At 56.2% G+C, this 18,395-nt stretch carries 11 protein-coding genes and 2 pseudogenes; 2 read left to right on the top strand and 11 right to left on the bottom strand.

Going from position 1 to position 18,395, the window contains the following annotated elements:
• Nucleotides 1-13: 13 nt before the first annotated feature.
• Nucleotides 14-5,599: a DUF3320 domain-containing protein gene (locus tag ACWTU9_RS13810; protein ID WP_455858740.1), complete on the bottom strand. Its 5,586-nt coding sequence runs from the start codon at nucleotides 5,597-5,599 to the stop codon at nucleotides 14-16.
• Between the two features lie 563 nt (nucleotides 5,600-6,162).
• Here ACWTU9_RS13810 and ACWTU9_RS13805 point away from each other — a divergent pair.
• Nucleotides 6,163-6,612 carry a MucR family transcriptional regulator gene (locus ACWTU9_RS13805; protein ID WP_455858739.1) on the top strand — a complete coding sequence of 150 codons (450 nt, stop codon included), beginning with the start codon at nucleotides 6,163-6,165 and terminating at the stop codon, nucleotides 6,610-6,612.
• A gap of 96 nt (nucleotides 6,613-6,708) precedes the next feature.
• On the top strand, nucleotides 6,709-7,476 hold the full coding sequence (locus tag ACWTU9_RS13800) for a thermonuclease family protein (RefSeq protein WP_455858738.1): 768 nt from the start codon (nucleotides 6,709-6,711) through the stop codon (nucleotides 7,474-7,476).
• A 13-nt stretch (nucleotides 7,477-7,489) separates the two neighbouring features.
• Here the strand turns inward: ACWTU9_RS13800 and ACWTU9_RS13795 are convergent, their stop codons facing one another.
• The 10 genes and pseudogenes from ACWTU9_RS13795 to ACWTU9_RS13750 all read right to left on the bottom strand — a co-directional run bounded on the left by ACWTU9_RS13795 (nucleotide 7,490) and on the right by ACWTU9_RS13750 (nucleotide 18,119).
• Nucleotides 7,490-8,362 carry a hypothetical protein gene (locus tag ACWTU9_RS13795; RefSeq protein ID WP_455858917.1) on the bottom strand — a complete coding sequence of 291 codons (873 nt, stop codon included), beginning with the start codon at nucleotides 8,360-8,362 and terminating at the stop codon, nucleotides 7,490-7,492.
• 126 nt (nucleotides 8,363-8,488) lie between these two features.
• Nucleotides 8,489-8,635, bottom strand: a pseudogene (locus tag ACWTU9_RS13790) (DUF4236 domain-containing protein); the annotation flags it as partial.
• 48 nt (nucleotides 8,636-8,683) lie between these two features.
• Nucleotides 8,684-9,733: a hypothetical protein gene (locus ACWTU9_RS13785; RefSeq protein WP_455858737.1), complete on the bottom strand. Its 1,050-nt coding sequence runs from the start codon at nucleotides 9,731-9,733 to the stop codon at nucleotides 8,684-8,686.
• Nucleotides 9,730-11,046 (bottom strand): hypothetical protein, encoded by a 1,317-nt coding sequence (locus ACWTU9_RS13780; protein WP_455858736.1) that lies wholly within the window; start codon nucleotides 11,044-11,046, stop codon nucleotides 9,730-9,732. Before ACWTU9_RS13780 ends, ACWTU9_RS13785 begins: the two co-directional genes overlap by 4 nt.
• The gene (locus tag ACWTU9_RS13775) at nucleotides 11,046-11,864 is read right to left on the bottom strand and encodes a hypothetical protein (RefSeq protein WP_455858735.1); all 819 of its coding nucleotides are present in this window, start codon (nucleotides 11,862-11,864) and stop codon (nucleotides 11,046-11,048) included. The genes ACWTU9_RS13780 and ACWTU9_RS13775 overlap by 1 nt, the downstream gene beginning before the upstream one ends.
• Entirely contained in the window at nucleotides 11,857-13,296 is a 1,440-nt protein-coding gene (locus ACWTU9_RS13770; protein WP_455858734.1) for a hypothetical protein, read from the bottom strand. Before ACWTU9_RS13770 ends, ACWTU9_RS13775 begins: the two co-directional genes overlap by 8 nt.
• Nucleotides 13,297-13,603: 307 nt before the next feature.
• Nucleotides 13,604-14,449, bottom strand: a complete 846-nt coding sequence (locus tag ACWTU9_RS13765) for a trypsin-like peptidase domain-containing protein (protein ID WP_455858733.1) — start codon at nucleotides 14,447-14,449, stop codon at nucleotides 13,604-13,606.
• 346 nt (nucleotides 14,450-14,795) lie between these two features.
• Nucleotides 14,796-15,182, bottom strand: a pseudogene (locus ACWTU9_RS13760) (FMN-binding negative transcriptional regulator).
• Nucleotides 15,183-16,113: 931 nt separating this feature from the next.
• On the bottom strand, nucleotides 16,114-16,893 hold the full coding sequence (locus ACWTU9_RS13755) for a hypothetical protein (protein WP_455858732.1): 780 nt from the start codon (nucleotides 16,891-16,893) through the stop codon (nucleotides 16,114-16,116).
• 44 nt (nucleotides 16,894-16,937) lie between these two features.
• Complete coding sequence (locus ACWTU9_RS13750; protein ID WP_455858731.1) at nucleotides 16,938-18,119, bottom strand: M24 family metallopeptidase; 1,182 nt, start codon at nucleotides 18,117-18,119, stop codon at nucleotides 16,938-16,940.
• Nucleotides 18,120-18,395 lie beyond the last annotated feature (276 nt).

The following is an 18,395-nucleotide window of genomic DNA, read 5'->3' as shown; positions in this document are numbered from 1 at the left end:
CCGCAGTGCCCCGTTACACTTCAGCTAATTTCTCACTCGCGGATTCTCCAACCACCAACAAGCCGTCTTGGGACCGTAACAACCCCTTGGCAACCAGATCGGCGACGCCAGCCGAAATCAGCTGCCTCAATTGTGCGCTTGTGGCCTTAAAGCCCAGCATTCTTGCAACGCCTGTGGCGATTTCGTCCTCCGTCGCACCGAGGTTGGATTTCACGACTTCCATGGCGCCTTGGGCAAGTTCGTCCTGCGCAATCATTTCGGGCTTACGCAATCCGGGCGACACGACCCCACTGCGATCCCTGAGGCAAACAGGAGCACCCGGCTTGAAGCAGAAGTTGCCTCGACGGTCTACTGCACCGCCCCTCTGTGCCATGCCTACACCACGCTCGATTGCATCCTGGATCCGGCCACCGGCACGCTGCAGACCCCACGCGTCCCGAATACGCGAAACTATTTCGTCGACGTGGATTGGCGTTTCTATAGCCACAACCTGCTCGACCAGCCCGGCCATGATTCCACTAGGCGTCTCGTGCAGTTCGAACGATCCCGGCCGCTTTAGTTCGGCCTCTTCGTAGGCTCGATTGGGTGTCTCGGATCCGCTTGTGCTCTCGAGACCGATTTCCGTCACGTTGCCTCGGTCGACCGTAACAACCTGCACGGCTACAGCTCGATCTCTCCGGATCCCCAATTCAGCCCGCTCATCGAGTTCTTTTCTGGCAGCCTCAATCGCTAGTATGGTTCGCTCTAGCTGCTCGCGAGGCCTCTGGAACCAATCAGCGCTCCATATCCGATGAATAATCCAACCATGGTCCTCAAGGACGGATTGCCGTAACCGGTCACGATCCCTGGCCGAGCGCGATGAATGATATTCTGCACCATCGCATTCGATGCCAAGAATATAGCGGCCCGGCCTCTCTGGATCCGCAACCGCGAGATCGATGAAGAAGCCGGCAATGCCTACCTGAGCGTGAACCTGATAACCCTTTTCGATCAGTGCGTTGGCCACCTGTTCTTCAAAGATTGAATCCATTTCGCGAACCGTGGCTTGGGCAAGCGAAATTCGCCCTGTTCTGGCGTAATGCAAGAAAAGCTTGAAGGCGAAGATGCCTTTGCCTTTGCCACGCTCCAGGTCGATGTCCTCGTCTGTAATCGAGGCGAATACTTCGCAGCTGCGCTTGGCGCGGCTTATGAGGACGTTGAGCCGACGCTCGCCGCCTTCCGCACCAAGAGGGCCAAAACGCATGGCCATGTATCCCTGCGCATTCTTGGCATACCCGACTGAGATCATGATCACGTCGCGCTCATCGCCTTGAACATTTTCAAGGTTCTTGACGAAGAATGGCTCGCTGGGGTGCGCGTGAAAGAATTCCTCAGTGTCAGGATTTAGTCGCCGCAGCGCTTCGAGTTCATCCTGAATCGCGCGGCGTTGGCTAACCGAAAATGTTGCAACGCCTAGAGTCTCTTGCGGAGTGACCTTCGCATGGCGGATGATCGCTTCGGCTACTGCTCGCGCCTCTACCGGATTGGTTCCTGTGCCACCGGAATCGAATACCCCCTCCGGCACATGGTGAAACCGCAACCCCATACCCGCCTCGTGGGTATAAGGGCTTGGCACGATGAATAGCCGGTTCTCGTAGAATTGGCTATTCGATACGGCGATTAGAGATTGGTGACGGCTACGGTAGTGCCAGCGGAGCATACGCTGCGGTAAGCCGCGGGCCGTGAACAGGCCGAGTATGCTTTCAATGTCGGCGACCTGCGCGCCCTCACCCTCGTCATCGTCGGACTGAGAGCCTGTCATCTTGGCAAAAAATGTCGTGGGGGGCAGTTGGCGTTCGTCGCCGACAACGACCACCTGACTGGCCCTGGCGATCGAGCCAAGTGCGTCCACGGGCTGGATCTGAGACGCTTCGTCCATCACCAGCAGATCGAAGGACATCCGACCCGGCGACAGGAATTGGGCCACCGAAAGCGGGCTCATCATGAACACTGGCTTCAGTGCCTGGATGGCAGGGCCTGCCTTCTGCATCAATTGCCGGATGGGCATGTGGCCTCGTCTGCGCGCCATCTCAGAGCGAAGCAGTCCGACAGGTCCAGCTCCACCGTCTCTAGATGGAATTTTCCGGTGATGGGCCGTGACCACTTCGATGGCGCCGGCCTTGATGCGTTGGCGGTCCAGATCTGCGAAGTCACGCACAGCCCTCGAATGCAGTTCCCCGTCGAACCTTGCCAGCTCGGGCTGCTCGGTCGCCATCGCCAGAAACATTCGTTCGTAATAGGCCATATCAAAAACTGATCGCGCCGATGCTGTTGTAATCTGGCCGTTGGCTAGGCCGTCTATCAACTGTCCCAGTCCAGCCTTGCGAGCTGTTTCAGATCGCTCTTCATAGGCAACCCATTTCGAGAGCTGCTCCTGATGATCGAGCCAACCTTGCAGTCGAGAAACGACCTCGCCTATCGCGACGTCCGGAAAATCGTCTACTCCAAACAACGAGGCAGCATCCGCTTTTAAGTCCCCTGTGAGCGCCTTCAATTCCCGCGCTGCCGCTTGAGCCGCTTCACGTGAAGAACGCGCCAAGATCGCGATCTCTGTCCTTTCAGGCAACCGCGCAACCAAATGCCGGATTGAGCCATGTTCTCTCAGCCAAAGCTCGGCTTGCGTGAGAGCGGCCCAATCCGAGCCACGACCGAACCACGACGAGCCGAATGCGGACTTACCCAGGCTTTCCCCGGCATCGATTTCTTGAGCAAGCGCTTGTAGCCTGCCCAGTTGGCGCAGTAGCGCTACCCGCTCAGTGATAAGATCCGGAACGTCCGTCAGAACCTGTCGTGAGGCTTCATCGGCTTGAGCTACAGTGCTCGCCTTCGCTTCCATCAGTTGCAGTGAGGCGCGCTCGGCGGAAGCTACATCACCTAGCATGGATGACGCGAGATGGCCGAGGTCGTTCCAGAAGCCTTCGATAATCGGCCGACCGATTTCGATAACCTTACGAACTCGTGCCGCACGCGCACCGGCTTCGGTGCGCTCCGCCATCCGGCCGGCGATAATCCGAGGCTCTGAGCCCAGCCCCCGTAACGTGCGCATCCATTCCACGAGCGCCAGCAGTGGCGCTGATGGCGATCGCTCCCCACGCCAATCTGCTCCGAAGGCCGAACGGCCAAAAGCGTCGCCTTCGCGGACTCTTGCTGCGGCAGCCTGACCCTTCATCAAAAGGTCGAGGAGACCAACTATTTGCGTCGCAAGCGCGCTAGGATCGACCACAATAGTTCGCGCAAGTGCAGCGGCGCGACGGTAGTCGCCGTTCAATGCTTTCAATATGCCGGTGTGTGTGGCGAGCGCTTGCCGCGCCGCGGCCACCTCCGTGTTCCATGCCGCGTCAACGACCTTGCCTTGGAGTTGTGCTCTGGCAGCCTCAAGCGTCGCTACGCTGTCGGCAAGGTCGCCTGCCTGTTCCAGCCCGGAGTCCCAAACAGTTGCTGCGAATGCCTCAGGACTTGCGTCGGGGGCCGCAGCAACTCTCTCACCGGTCACCACAACCTTGAGAAGACCTGCTAGCGTGTCTGGTAAAACCGTCGCCCCCAGTTCTTGATTCAGCCGCTCAGCTTCTTCCCGCAAACGCGGGAGAAGAATCGTGAGCTGTTGTGCACGATGAAAACCATCTTTTGGAAACTCCGAGGGGAGTTTTGCAAGCTCTGTCTCGAGACCTTCAATCGGCGTGTCGACAGCCGTTGCCGCCAGCTGCTCCGACAGTTCCTTGGCTTTGCTGGCGAAGTCCGTTCCTGTCCAAAGAAGCGATGAGATATCTTTTGGACGCTCATCCCATACCGGCGAGACAAGTGCTTCCGCAGGAAGTGCCGGCGCGGACGCAAGAAGTTCAGCGCGATCTTCTATCTCACCGCTGTCGCTGAGGATTGTCGGAGGCTCAGCCTCGATCCGCTCCGCAATATCGACTAGTTTGGCCTGCAGTGCCTTGGTTTGATCCAGCAACGCCAAGATGCGTGGGACGAGCCTCTCAATGGTCGTTGGAAGAACGACATCCAGACCTACTCCACGCCATGGATGGTGAATGGGCAAGCCGATCTCGTTGATCCGCTGAGAGACCTCATCGAGCAATTTGCGACGTTGCGAAACGCCGTCATTTGTCCAGCTTGTGGCATCCTTAAGGTCGATGTCCACGGGCTTCTGACCAACCTGCCTTAGCCGGGTCAGCTGACCTAGAACCTGATAGGCGGTGAGTTCCGAGGCTCCATAGGGAACATGCATCCGCGTCGCATGTGCATTGAGCTTATCTCGAGCCTCCAGCAGGCGCTCAGTCAGCGACGAGGCAATCTGCCCCCTCGGCGAACCAAGTTGCCAGGTGCGCCGAAGCTCCTCCAGCATCATGCGCTTGTTCGCCTTGTTGCTATGGAGCTCGAGGCACGCGTCCCCGACCCCAGCAGTATCAAGCCGTCGCTTCACGACCTCAAGTGCGGCCATTTTTTCGGCCACAAAAAGCACGGTTTTTCCGTCGGCCACGGCCGACCCGATAATGTTTGCGATCGTCTGCGATTTTCCTGTCCCGGGCGGACCTTGGATAACGAGGTCGCGACCCTTTCTTGCATCATGGATCGCCAGCGTCTGAGAACTGTCGCTGTCGACGATATGCAACATCTCAGCTGGTGCAATGTGCGGATCAATCGCAATGTCATCCGACATCAGCGGTTCGCGTGTTTCGAAACCATCTGAAAGAAGCGAGCGGATCTTCGGTTGCGCGATAATCTTAGCGCCATCCGGCCAGAGATCCGGATCGAGGTCACGGTACATCAAGAACTTCGCAAACGAGAAGAAGCCGAGCACCATATCATCGGCAAGCACCTCCCAGCCCTCTTTGGTCGAAACTGCGTCGGCAACGGCATCGAGATAGGCCGAAACGTCGAAGTCATCTCCTACTTCAAAACGCGGCAAAGCGAGCTTGTGGATGCGGTCGAGATAGAGTTCCAGGGAGAGATTTGCGCTATGGTCCTCCGGCCTGGCTCGCAGCCGGAACTTCTCCCCAGCAGCCCCTCGCTCAAGCTGAACCGGGACCAAAACCAGCGGCGCCTGACGAATGTTTTCTTTGTTGTTCGGATCAACCCACTTCAGCATACCAAGGGCTAGAAAGAGGATGTTGACACCCTGCTCCTCCTCCAGCGTCCGCGCATCATGATATAGGTCAAGCAGCCGGCGCTGAAGGCCCGTTGGCGTCATTCGCGTCTGAAGCTTGGTGTCGGAATGCCGCGCGGACACCCCTCTGTCATTGACTTCCTCGTCCTCGGGCTGAGCGAGCGCTACCGGAGAATAATCAATCTCCTCGTCTTGAGGGCCGCCTTCGGCTTCGCCCGATCTCGGCCTATCGGGCTTTCCAGCCAGGAAGGTGAAAGCCTTTCCTTCGCTCACCAGCAACCGATAAATTTCGGACGACTTCTCGTCGACGATATCGATTGTCTTCGCACTCTTGGAAAACCGCGGCACATTCAAAAGGCGGTTGCGTGCAGAGAGATCGAGCAACTCCATTCTGGCGCGCTCGAGTTTATCCCTCAGGGGCAAATCGCTCTGGAAAACTGACTGTTTAACGTCCAAGACTTACATCCGCTTTGAAGGAGGACCAGCTAGAGCCCGCATGGAACGCTCGCTCAAGAAAAACAGCCGTTTTGAAATTCAAACGACTGCGATTATTTTTCGAAACCGTCACTATTGCGACGTGCGCCATGGATGAGGGCTGCTTCTTGGCCCAACCATTTTGGCTAGTCGCTGTCTGACGAGGATTCTCTCTCCCTGCTCGCGTATTTAGCCGCCTCCACAGCGTCGCTTTCCGACACCGACAACCCGTTGCGGAACCGTATGGCACCTGCAGATGGACCGCGGTCCGATAGAGATCCACTCTTTGGCTTTGCCTTACCCTTTTTGGGCTTATCCTCCGGCGGCGGGTCTTTCGAAAATGTCATCGCTAGGCTCTCCTTTTTTGTAAATCTAAATGCATCCGCCTGTGAGCCTCAAGCCGCTTTCCTGATTATACAAAAAAACGCCTCGCCCAAACAATCCACCGTCTCCCCGTGGTTCCGCTTTAGTATCCTCTCTCTACTGGTTTTTTCGGCCGATAAGTAATAGATCGGGATTTCACTGCAAAAGTCCGGAGCCATGAAGTGACTGACGAAATCCAAAATACCGCCGCCGCGCTGATGGAGCTTACCGCCGATATCGTTGCGGCTTATGTGAGCAAGAATTCAGTGCCGGTCTCCTCATTGCCCGACCTAATTGCCAGTATCAATTCGTCATTGGCGCGTATCAGCCAGCCGTCCGAACCGGAGAAACCCGACCAAGTTCCCGCGGTCAACCCCAAGCGCTCAGTCACTCCGGACTACATCGTCTGCCTCGAAGACGGCAAAAAGTTCAAGTCGCTCAAGAGACATTTGAACACGCAGTTTGGGCTGACGCCCGACGCCTATCGCCAGAAGTGGGGCCTCTCCCAGGATTACCCAATGGTCGCACCTAACTATTCAGCCAACCGGTCCAGATTGGCAAAATCAATTGGCCTCGGTCGCAAAGCGGCAGCGCCCAAGAAAGCAGCAACCAAGAGGTCAAAGGCGCGCTAACAAACATTTGGCAGCTTGGCAAAGGATTGGAAATTGAATCGCGATCGCTATTCCCGTCGTCGCAGCTCACGGTCGAGACGCGGCCGGGTTTCAATCATGCGCAGCCTTCTGTTCTCACGGAAAACACTAGGCGCCATCCTGGTGATGATGATGGCGGCGGGCGCTTATGCCACTTCCTACCTCACAGGGTCAGGCAACAAGATAGCGGGTCCCAATGCAGCAAGCGCGCTCGGGTCGACGCCGGCGCCTATCGTTGGCGTCGCGTCCGTCATTGACGGGGACACGATCGAGATCCACGGACAGCGTATTCGCTTCAATGGCATCGACGCCCCTGAAAGCAGCCAAAACTGCAGCGACGCAAGCGGGCAACAATATCCATGCGGCCGCAAATCTGCCGCAGCCCTGGAGAGCTTCCTCAGTCAATCACGACCCATCCGTTGCAACTTTGTTTCGTGGGATCGGTATCACCGCTTCGTTGGTGATTGTCTGCGGGCCGACGGTGCTAGCGTTGCGTCTTGGATGGTCGAACAGGGTTTTGCCCTTGATTGGCCCCGGTACAGCCATGGCAGTTACGCGTCACAACAGGCTGATGCCCAAAGGGCCAAGATTGGCATCTGGGTTGGCACTTTCACCGCGCCTTGGGATTGGCGAGCAACACATGCTGCCAACAATAAACCCGGCAATGAGGCTTCCTACCACCTTACAGGCCTTCGCCAAATGGCTCAAAGCTATTCGTGTCAGCCGCCTCGCTATTGTAAGCAAATATCCTCATGCGATGAGGCGCGGTGGTATCTTAATAACTGTAGCTGGGGACCGAAATTGGACCGGGACGGTGACGGCATTCCTTGCGAAGGCATTTGCTGACTAGGCCCATCCCTTAGCGCCCTTTCAGCAGGCCGGACTGACCACCGGCGTTTCGGTGCATCTGCGCGAGGGCCGATAGAGCCTGGCAAAAAGGCTGGCTGACGTTGGTCTTGGAAAATTCCACCAGCTCGTTGAGCCCGGATGGGCTAGAAAGCCGCAAGGCTTCGTAGCGACAGACAGGAATCTGCCGATTATCTCTGAAGCGCTTATCCGGTCCGCCATTCTTATTGGGATGAGCCCAGGTATAACTCACGATCTCAGCATCAGATGGAACTTTGCCGGTCTCGATGAAATTGCTGGGAGCAAATTGCGTCCTGAGGTCGCCATACCCAACGGCACCGTACCGATTTCCGTCCTTCACCAAAATCATGTCCGGCATGAAATAAAGGATTTGCCGGCCGACATGTATCGACGGTGGTGTGACATTGCTGCGCACAACGCTCGGCAAGGAAGCTTGGAGCGTCGTCGACTTTTTATCGACCAACATCGAGGCCCCCGCATTGCGCTTCCATGCTGTGAGATCTTCTATCTTGCCACCGGCGGCGACATGCCAACTCGCCGCGCAGCGCGTGAGCATTTCAAAGGCGGCGAAAAGTCGCCCGTAGGCCGCCTCCGCGTCCTGCTCCAAGTCATAGTAGAGCACGCTCACCCGGCGGTAGCTGTCCAACCATTTGCCAATGAGCATGCCCGGCAAAAAGGCAGCAATGCCGATCAGCGCGACCCCACCTCCAAGCATTGCTCCTGCTATTAATCCGGCGACCCCAAACAGCATGGCCAGAATGAGCGACATTCGCGTCTGCGAGTGCCGCGCATTAATTTCGTCAAGCACATTGGCGAATGTCTCATCCCGCATCTCGATCACATCGGCGGACTCGATTTCTCTCATGACGACGCCGTCACTGACATATTGCGCGGGTGAGGTTGTTGGATGGAGCTGTGGCGCATGTGGCAAGCGAGACAGTTGCTCCGCCTGCTTCCCGCTGCGCTTTCCCAAAGTGCCTCGGTAGTAGAGACCGCCGACGCCTGCGTGAATATAGTGCCCTCGCGGGCCAGTCCCGACACGAAGACCTTTCACGCCAACGGATGCGCCAACCCCGCCAGACGAGAAGTTAAAGCGGAAAGGTCCCGCACTAATCGATTTTCGAACGTAAAACCCCATCCGCAATCCCCCCAAAAGCCCTATGAGCGAACTCAAGGGCAGTTCGCCTCACAATTTTGGTATCGGAACCACGCCAATATCTGTTTCTCGCGAACGTTGCCTAACCCTGATCTCAATTCGCCGCCTCGCCTTGACGTCGCCGGCCTGTGCGCCGTCGGTGAGCCGGTCGCCAGGCAATATCAACTGGCCTCCGGACATCGGCAGGATTGTAAAGCCTTCCAGTTCGGGCATGTCGCGCAGGATACCTGTGACGGAGATTGCTCGCGCCAATCCGAGCCCGGCATTGTCAGCCGGGTGGAGTGTTCCAATGTCCATCTTGCGCGCCAGTACGGGCTGAAGGCCTTTGTCCATATTCGATGAACCCCCGGACATCGCCTGCTCATCCGTGTGGCCAATCACCTCAATGACGTCCACCCCATAGGAAGTGGCAATTCCAGCAATGGTCTTCGACATCTGCCGCAACTTCGTTTTGAAGCCATCGGAAAGCTCCGCACTTCCAGTGTCGAAGTTATAGCCATCCAGCTCGCTAAGACTGATGATCGGTGGCCAATCGTGCGGCTTGTCAATAAGGGGCTCGTCCGCCGCCTTTTTCAGCGCGTCGGCAAGATCCTTGGAAGTTTTGTCCGTGCCAACGTAACCGAGTTCGCGCAGAACCTTCATCTTCTCGATCATCGCTTTGGCCTGATCGACGTCGACGCTGTTTTCGGACAAGACTTTGATGACCGGCGCGCTTTTCACCACCTCCTCAAGGGTCAGTCCCGCCTTTTTGATTGCCTCTGCGGCCTCTTTGGCCCGAACCAATTCACGCCACTCTTGATCAGGTACATTGCGTCGACTGGCAGGCTTGACCATGGCATTCAGCTGAGCCAGCAACCGCTTATTTTCCTCTTCAAGCTTGCGAGCGTTCTCATTGAGGGACTGCGCAATCTTCTGTGCCGCCGCGGCCTCTTTCTTTGTCTTGGCAATGATCGCGCCTGCAGCAAGCAAAAGGCAAAAAACGAGTAGCAGCATCGTCTCAGCCATAGTCAGGCCGAGTATCAGGCCGCGCCCATAACCCTTGCGCTCAAACGTGATGGCCGTTCCGCCGACCTCACTCACCTGCCCCACCAACTTGCTCGTTTTGGCGGCTCGTTCTTCTCCACCTGCGCCGGGCTGCTCAACGATTGGAAGGTGTCGCCCTGCGTATCATCCGCGACGTTGATTGGCGTCTCCACAGCGGCGGCAACAGTGGAAGGTGCCGCCACCCGCTCGACATCGTTTGCGATCGCATTGCTCAGAGGCTGGGGCGTACGCACGGCCGGGAGGCTGTGTTGCGTGAGAGCTGCTACGAGGCCGCGGGTTTCATTGCTGTGTTTCTGCATCGCAGCCATGAACTCCTCAGTCAAACGCTGCTGCGCCTGGACAGTTTCTGCGGTCTTTTCTGCGGCCGCTACCGCCCTCTCCACTCCAGTCGCCACCTTGACTACTGCGTCGGCAAGACTGGTCATCCGCGTTTGCTGCTCTTGCGAGGCTGTTTCGGTCTTTATCGCATATTGTGCGACAGCATTACCGAGGAGCTTGACCATCGGCGCCAGATCGTTCTTCAGCACCTCATCAGGAACAATTACCTTATCGAGCTTAGCAGCCATATTGTCGGCTTGATCACCGAGCTTTCCGACAGAGGTGGACATCGAGCTGTTGGCTTTATCTAATAGATCCGCTGCAGCTCCAACGCGGTTCGCTATCGAAGCGAACTGGGTTTCCACTTGCCCGAAATTGTGCTGCAACGCGTCACTGAGCTTGGCAGACGCCTCTTGGACAGGCTTGATCGATTCCATTGCGATCTTGTCCAGGGCTGATCGAATGTGCTCCCCGTTGCGTGCCGCTTGTTCGGCAATCTCTGCGAAGCCCTCTTCGAGCATTTGATGGCTAACACGACGAAAGTCGGCGAACTCCCTGGTTACGCTTTCCATCTCGGTTCTTACACGCCGTGTCATGTCGGCAAGTTCGTGCCTCGCTGTTCGCTCGATATCCGCGGGATCGCGCCGCATCTGATTGTAGAAAACCCTCAGCGCAATTCCGGTGATGGTCGACGTGATCGCGATACCAAAATTTTGGACGATCGTGTCGGTCGAGCCTTCCGATCCAAACTGAAACAGCGAGACCCCAAGGCTCGTCAGGGTGAACAGGAAGCCCATATAGTAGAGGTTATCGCCGGTCTGCTCGTCGTGCAGTTGTAGCTTTCCAGCAAAGATCGAGACCCCGAGATAGAAAAACATCAGGCAGGCCGGTGCTACCGCCGCCACGATCGGATTTACGCCCGAGAGTTTTGCAATGGCGATGAACACACTCCCGCCAAGTGTTAATGCCGCGAAAACCACGACCGGCAGACGTGGATGATCCAGCAAAGGTCTCTCGCGCGTTCTGGCCATCAGTTTAACCCATCCAAACCAACCAGCTTTTCGAACTCGCCATGATGGTTCTGGACCCATTGTGTCCAGAACTCCGCGTGATCGAGGGTCTGAAATGGCTTCTTTGCCCGATCGACATAAAGAATTGTGATGCCCACCCCGTCCAGCGACGTCCCATATGTGCGGTCGGCGGCACTGTTGATGTATTTTTGGTAATCAAGCCCCGATCGGTACTGCGAGTAAATCGTTGTGTGCTCGATCATGTCGGAGGCGACCACCAGTTGTTTGGGACTGCCCTGTTTGGCTAAGCTGCTGTCAAAGAGCGACAGCTTGATTTTCTGAATACCAGCCATAATCGGAGACTGGCTCGCGGAAGCCGCATTCGGGATTTCATCTGGAAGCTTATTCAAAGGATCGCCGAAGGCGTCTTCCCACTTTTTTTGACGCCGCGCAGGATTGTTGGTCCAACTGTCGACCGTCGACCCGTCACCGGGGTTGCATCCATCGAACATCACCGTCAGCTCACCAGGTACCGAACTCAGGGCGTAAATTCTGACATAGCCACCAGGCTCGACCCGCCCGATGGTCTTTCGAAACTCGTTCTTGAGATCAGCCATCGTAGTCGCCGAAATTGGATCAGTGGCATCGATGAGGACTGCCGTCAGGCTGGTTGGTCCGTTCAATGGGCAATTCGTGTTGGCGTCGATCTGGCCATTGCCCGACCTTGTCCACATCCAGCCGAAGCCCGCCAACATCGCGACGGATAGAACACCAAGGGCAATGGCCGCTGCGATCGTGCCTGCACTGCCTCTCTTCCGTCTACGGGTCCGCCTAGACATTCACGCCGTCCGGGTGAAGCTTATCAAGATCTCGGTACTGCTCGATTCCCCGCTCGCATTCCTGACCAATCAGACGAACCTGCTCGTTGAGTTCCTCCTGCGCCTGGCGGATTGATGCGCCAACATCTCCCTCATTCCACTCCCGCTCGCCGGTGACGTATGGTTTGATGCGCTCGAGTTTATAGGGCGTTCCGAAATGCTTGGGCGCCGGCTCGGTCCTCGCCTGGATGTTGGCTTCCCGATACATCGACAATAGCTGATTGCAGGCTCGCTCCAATTGGTCCTGATGCTGCGCAAAAAGCGCCAGAAGCCTGGATCGATGATCGATGATCGCGCGGTGCTCGCGCCGGCGACTACCAAGCTGCTTGACGATTTCCTCGACTTTTTCGTTGTGGTCGTCGCGGACATCCTGCAGCTCTTCGATCAGCTCCTTTTTCCGATCGATGTAGTCATCGCGCCTTCGAACGAGCCGGTTTTCAACACCGGTGTAGCCGGGGTAAGGGTCGAGCACGAACCAGCCGTCGATAAAAGCGAACAGCGAGAACATCAGGCCAATCGCAAACAGCAACCAAGACTTGATATCCGTGAGACCCGCTGGATTGGCGAGCATATTTCGGATGACCTCAGCGCCGGCACCGTCCGCAAGCGAGCCGCTTACCTCACGGTAGTGCGCCAGTGCCAGGTTTATGGTTATGGCCAAGCCACCATAGAAAAGGATCGAGATGATCCCGACGAGTTTTACGAAAAACGACCGATGGGTGACGAGACGGGCGCAGAAAACCGCCAGGAGCAAAGCAGCCCCAATGTTGATGAAGGAGAATGCCGCGGCTTCGAGAATGCCTCCGAAAAATCCCTGCTCATTGCCCTTGGCCAGAAAGTTTCCGTTCATCGCTGTCTCAATCAGAAACAGAAACAAGAGAAGCGATAGCCGGAAAATGTGAGCGGCACCGTGCTGCACACGCGCGGCACGAACCAGACCGTGCTTCTCCTTGAACCAGGCATGCTCCTTTTCGGCGTCGTTAAGAGCCCTCCTCAAGCCGTGAAGTTCATCGAGGCCCACGGCGACCGAGGCTTTAAAGTCCGACACGCTAGCCGCATTGGTCTGACGAATCAGGCCGAATTGCTCTTCAAAATCGAGGCCGGCCAGACGACCTCCAAGAAGTTGCAGGTTGTCTTCAAGAGTGTGATGCGCGGCCTTCTTCTCATCCTCAACGCGTTCTACGACGGCATGTTCGACATCGTCGAGATTCTTTGCCGTTTTCGGGGGCTGGTTCACCTCACCGCGCTGCTTCCCGCGGTTAATGACATCCAGGTCGGCGTCTATCTTGGCAGGATCCAGGCTGGTGAATAGCTGAGTGCTCGCTCGAAAATCGTGGTTGGATTCTCGCAGTGAGTCGCGCAACTTATTTAGTTTTTCGAATTTAGAGCCCACGCACTCACAACCCCAACTTTACGCCCCCCCGGCAGAGTGGTTTCTATGCATAGTAGAGCTAAAGGGCAACCGGACATTCACTTCTGTCCACTTGCAAGTGCGGATCAGAGTCAATTGCGTCCCAATAAATGATCATGGCTGCTGATTAAGTGGGCGGCCGCGACGCCGAGCTTAATCGAGTATCCTGAGATGGCGATCCAGGCGATTGCAGCCTGATACACACGGTCAGTGACCGCTGCCATATGGCTTGGCGACCGGTCTGCCCTCCCGAGCAACGGCGCCAAGGTCGCAGGCCCCAAAATCTACGCTAGCCTGTCGCCCTATCGATCTCAGGGAACGCAGCGAGCATTACCGGCAGGATGACCGCCATCTGAACCGCGAGCAGCACTTTCTCTTTTTTGAGTTCAATAACGATGCCAGCGAGCAACGGGGCAGGCAGTTCGCCGCTGCTGAAGACGCCTAGGTCGGTTGGACGCCCCACATCGATGACCGCCCCACCGCTCATGCCCTTGAGTTTGGTGGAATCCACAACCGTGCCGTCGTTGTCACGCGACCGTTTGTCGTACGTTAGAAAAATGTGGTGTTCTCCGGCGGCGGGAAGCTTCGTCGCGACTTCGGGGTAAACTTTGTGAATGCTGCTGTAGGAGAACAGCCTCGCCTTCACCGAATTTCTTAGGGGATCGTACTTTCGGTTTTTCGAATTAGGATAGCCCAAGGCGGTGTAGTAGCGACCTTGATCAAGTCGCGCGGATCTCGAAATCTCTTCCAATCCAATGAAACGGCCATCCAGATTGTCGGCAAGTTCCTTTGGAACCTCATAAAACGCGAAGTCGTAATGGTCATGGTCTCGACCGTTCGGCGCCCCGGTCGCGGTAAACTCGCCGACAATCGGCCGCAGTTTTTTCCCGCTGCCCACATAAAGCGTCGTAAACACGTTCGCATCAATAATGTGAGCTGCCGTAAGAAGAACCTTGACACCGTTGAGATGTAGAAGAACGGCCGAACCGATGTGAACTGGACGCCCGTTTGCCTTGCTGCCGTAAATAGGCACAACCGCTTCGCGGAATTGCAGTTTAGCTCTTTCGACGAGGGTGTTCGTTATCTCTCGCAAGCGTGCCACCATTTCGGGTGTCAGAGCATCCTTGAGTAGCATCGTTTCTCCCGGCATCATAAACTAGGTTACTCTCGTTGGTTCAACGGACGCCATATCGTCTGAGTCCATCTCGTGAGGAGCAACTGGCGGGTCGATGCCACTGCTGGATCCCATCAAGGCACGCTTGGCCAGATCAACGCTTTGCAGACTGTGCAAAAGGTCCCCTGCGACCGCTACTTTGATTTGTGGGCCGCAGCAATAAGCATCGCTTCCCCTACGCCATGGACCCCTTGAGCATTGAGAATCTCACCTGCGTTCTGAATGTCGCGCACTTCCTTGTTCTGACTGAGCTTGAATTTGCCGACGAGTCTCGTGATCTCGATCTACATGGCTACGATCGCCATGGTCATGGCATCGATGAATCCTTCGGGGCATCGCCCATCTTCCAAGGAGCGGGCTGGGTGGACTCGTGTAGGTGGGGAAGCTTTGCGATGTTGCGACGGACATAACGTTCATCGTCTCGGACGGTAATGCGTCCGTGGGCGTGGGCGACGAGATAGTTCCAGGTAGGCACCTGCTTGTGGAATTCCTGTTTGCTCGGATACCAGTTCGGCGACATATAAGCGTCAGCCGCACGGAAGACGACGAGGACCTCCTCGCCATCGGTCACTTAATCCCAGACCGGATTGTTTCTGGCGACATGGCAATTGAGGAAGCCCCTGTTACCTTTCGATCGGTCGAGCTCAAAAGGGATGTGGTTCGCATTGAGTGCGGCGTTGCTTGGGGTGATCAAGATGCCAAGAGGGTGCGGGTACGGGGGGACGTACAAAGAGACTCTCCAGTCGTGAGTGGGTTAATCGTTTGCGATTTCATGAGAAACGTCGGTGAACGGCGAAATTGGCGGAAAATGGGCGCCACAATCCGTTGCCGGCCTCGTTCAAAAACAGCCATCGAGAAGTGAGCTGCTTGGTAAGATATTCAGGCATACGAGTGCGTGATCGGTGACCAGGTGAGCACACTCACCCCGATTGAGAATGATCTCATAATTACCAACCCTAACTTTCAAGGAGCTGCGGGTTACCGAGATTAGTTCGCGTGTGTCGGGGCTGTGGGCATCAGCGGAGAACTGGTCGTCGGCATGATCACCCAACTCCACAACTCAGACATTGTGCGTCCCGACGTCGATGAATGTCGCTGTGCCTGGCTGCCCTTGCTGGTAGTCCAAAGCGTCCGCGAGACCCTTCGCTCGATCAAATGGTCGGGATCAGTAGGAAACGCGTCGTTGAACAAATCGTCGAAAGACAGCTAGAACGCGGCTCCTCAACGGCAGAGGATGTCGATGATTGGTTTGGCTTTGCCCAGTTCAAGCGGAACCAATCCGCGTCAAGCTTGCACTTCTATAAGCGCGGTCTGCTGATGCACCTCAGCAATCCCAAGCCGGTACTCGCCTGCATCGTATTGGTCACGCCCCGGCTTGGCCCGACGCATGCTCGCTAGACGTGCTCATCATCAATTCACAATGTGCGCTGCTGAGCGCTGCGATTGTTTTCGGGTATGCTATCCTTCCTTCCGCCCACAATTCGCCCTCGCCGGCTTACGGCTGCTTTTTGTAAGAACCAACAATCGAGCGGAAGTTCGGGTTCAAATCCATACGCTCGCAACGCGAACGGAGGTGGCGAATGCAAGCCGCATTGTCTGTCGGCCTGCCGCGCAGTCGTGACGCCCTATTGAAGGGCGGCAGCGACCATCATCTTGTTGAGAACGGTTATGTCAAATACGGGAAGCCCGCTCGCCGCTCTAAGCTGCTTGCTGATCAATGGAAACGACGTGCATTCGCACAAGACCGCCGCGATTTCAGGGTTCTCATCGCGCATGCGACTGAGCCTTGCAAACACGTCGCGCTCTATAGCCGGAATGTCCATGGGTGGGCATGGACGCATCATGGCATCTCGCCAGTACTTCGTTCCTTCAATGCCACCAATCACGATCCGATCTCTGTCGCTGTCCTTTTCGAGCCCAAAAAGGTCATCGGTACAGTGGGTCGAATCTGCCGTGAGAACAGCCAGCTTCTTCTGGGGGTTCAGCTGCTTGAGCAGTGTCGGCACCAGAAGTAAACTGGACAAAGCGACCGGCACGTTCACCGAAGCGGCAACGGCTGCTTGGTGACGGACGAAGAAGCCGCAGTTTGCAGTGAGGGCAATGGCGCCATCGGCAACAAGCTGCCGGGCAGCACGTATACACGCTGCCTCCAGCTGAATATCGCCCGCAATAACGACCTCCGCCCATGCCCCCTCGACAACCCGTAAAATGACTGGAAGGTTGTACGAAAGCGGGTTGATCATAGCTCCCTCGGCGTCATCGGGGAATGCGTCGCCGTCACACCCTTCTAACCCGAGGACACCCAATGCACGTGGCATGATCCACTCCTGTTCCACTGAATTAATTAATCCAAGACGTGCCGCGCTGTCTTTGTTCAGGCCCGGCAGGTAACTGAGGAAATTCAAAACTCGATGCAGGAAGACAGCGCGCCGATTGATCTGGTGGCAGGTCAGTCGATAACGATCAGGCGGCGTTCGACATCACAAAGACGCTCACCACCTTTTGGTGTCACGACGAAGGATTCCGACACCGCGGCCCCAAAATCGTCTAGCCAGACACCCGATTGGAAATGGAAGCACATGCCTTCTTGCAGAGGTGTCCTTTCATCGGCCCGGATGCTGATCGTGCGCTCACCCCAATCGGGGGGATAAGCAATTCCGATTGAATATCCGACGCGGCTGTATTTGCTGTAACCATTGCGCTTGAGGACAGCTTGGAAGACGGCGGCGACCTCTTCCACCGCCATGCCTGGTTTTGCTGCCTCTAAAGCGAGGTCCCCACCTTCAACGATTACCGCCGCCAAACGTGAAATTGGTTCAGGGGGTTTTCCAACGTGAACTGTACGCGTCAGCGGAGTCGTATAATGACGCCGCGCCGCCGCAAGCTCCATCATTATTAATCCAGATTCAGGAACGACTTGGTCACTCCAAGTTAGGTGGCAGGTACTTGTCCCCTCCCCGATCTGAAGAAGTGGTGAAAGGCTTGTATAATCACCGAACTTGCCGTCGGCTCCAAGAATTTGATTGCGGTAGACGTCAGCTACCACCTCATAGTCGCGCACGCCTGGCTTCAGTTTGGCGATTGCCTGCCGCATGGTGTTGCTGATGATCCGGCCAGCCTCACGCATATAGACGAGTTCGGCTTCGGATTTGACCAATCTGGCCCAGTTCACAAGCTCGCGGCTATCCGAGATCTTGGCATTCGGCAATCCTCGCACAAGATGCTGGTGAGCGCGGGCCGTGTAGTAGTGCGTGTCGAGTTCAACAGCGATGCGACCGGCGCCCCAGCCCTTGTCGAGAATAAGCTTGCACAGGTCGTCAAAAGGGTGGTTATCCGGATGATGAACCAGGGTTTCGGAGAACGAGAGAATGTTTTGCGAAGGGAGATTGGTCGTAACCGTAGCCGATTTTGCATCAATCGGGCGCCCAAACCAAATTGGCATTTCTTCGTTTAAATGCACGAGCACTACCTGCGGGGTGTAAAAGGACCAGCTGTCGAAGCCCGTTAGCCACCCCATATTTGCCGGGTCTTGGCAAATGAGAAGGTCAAAGCCCGCTTTCTGCATGCGCCCTTTGACGTCCTTGACCCGGCGTTCGAATTCCTCGGGCAAAAAGGCTTTTTCATATTGCATCCGTTTGATCCTCTCGGAGATGATTACCTATGCGCTGTCGTTGGACTTGGCTGCGTGCGCTGCGGTATATCTCCCGCCTTGCACCCCCATGTCCTTCTTTTTTGTGTTGCTGGATGTGAAAGAAGCATTCGTCGCGAGTGGTGCGCAAATGCAGTGTTTATATCGGCATCATCTCGCTTCGAGATAGCGGCGAGCGTAAAGCGTCCAGCTCAAATTTGTTCGATTTGTAGTCATTTGATCGCCCTCGTCCGCCGGTTCCGATCGTTTGTGCAGGGA

Source organism: Mesorhizobium sp. 128a, from assembly GCF_053848025.1.
This window is presented reverse-complemented; position numbering and strand designations above follow the sequence as displayed.

What these genes read in the sequence shown, in the direction of transcription:
- ACWTU9_RS13795 (WP_455858917.1), bottom strand. Translation starts at nt 8,362, where the DNA reads ATGAGAGAAATCGAGTCCGCCGATGTGATCGAGATGCGGGATGAGACA.
- ACWTU9_RS13780 (WP_455858736.1), bottom strand. Translation starts at nt 11,046, where the DNA reads ATGGCCAGAACGCGCGAGAGACCTTTGCTGGATCATCCACGTCTGCCG.
- ACWTU9_RS13765 (WP_455858733.1), bottom strand. Translation starts at nt 14,449, where the DNA reads ATGCTACTCAAGGATGCTCTGACACCCGAAATGGTGGCACGCTTGCGA.
- ACWTU9_RS13800 (WP_455858738.1), top strand. Translation starts at nt 6,709, where the DNA reads ATGCGCAGCCTTCTGTTCTCACGGAAAACACTAGGCGCCATCCTGGTG.
- ACWTU9_RS13750 (WP_455858731.1), bottom strand. Translation starts at nt 18,119, where the DNA reads ATGCAATATGAAAAAGCCTTTTTGCCCGAGGAATTCGAACGCCGGGTC.
- ACWTU9_RS13775 (WP_455858735.1), bottom strand. Translation starts at nt 11,864, where the DNA reads ATGTCTAGGCGGACCCGTAGACGGAAGAGAGGCAGTGCAGGCACGATC.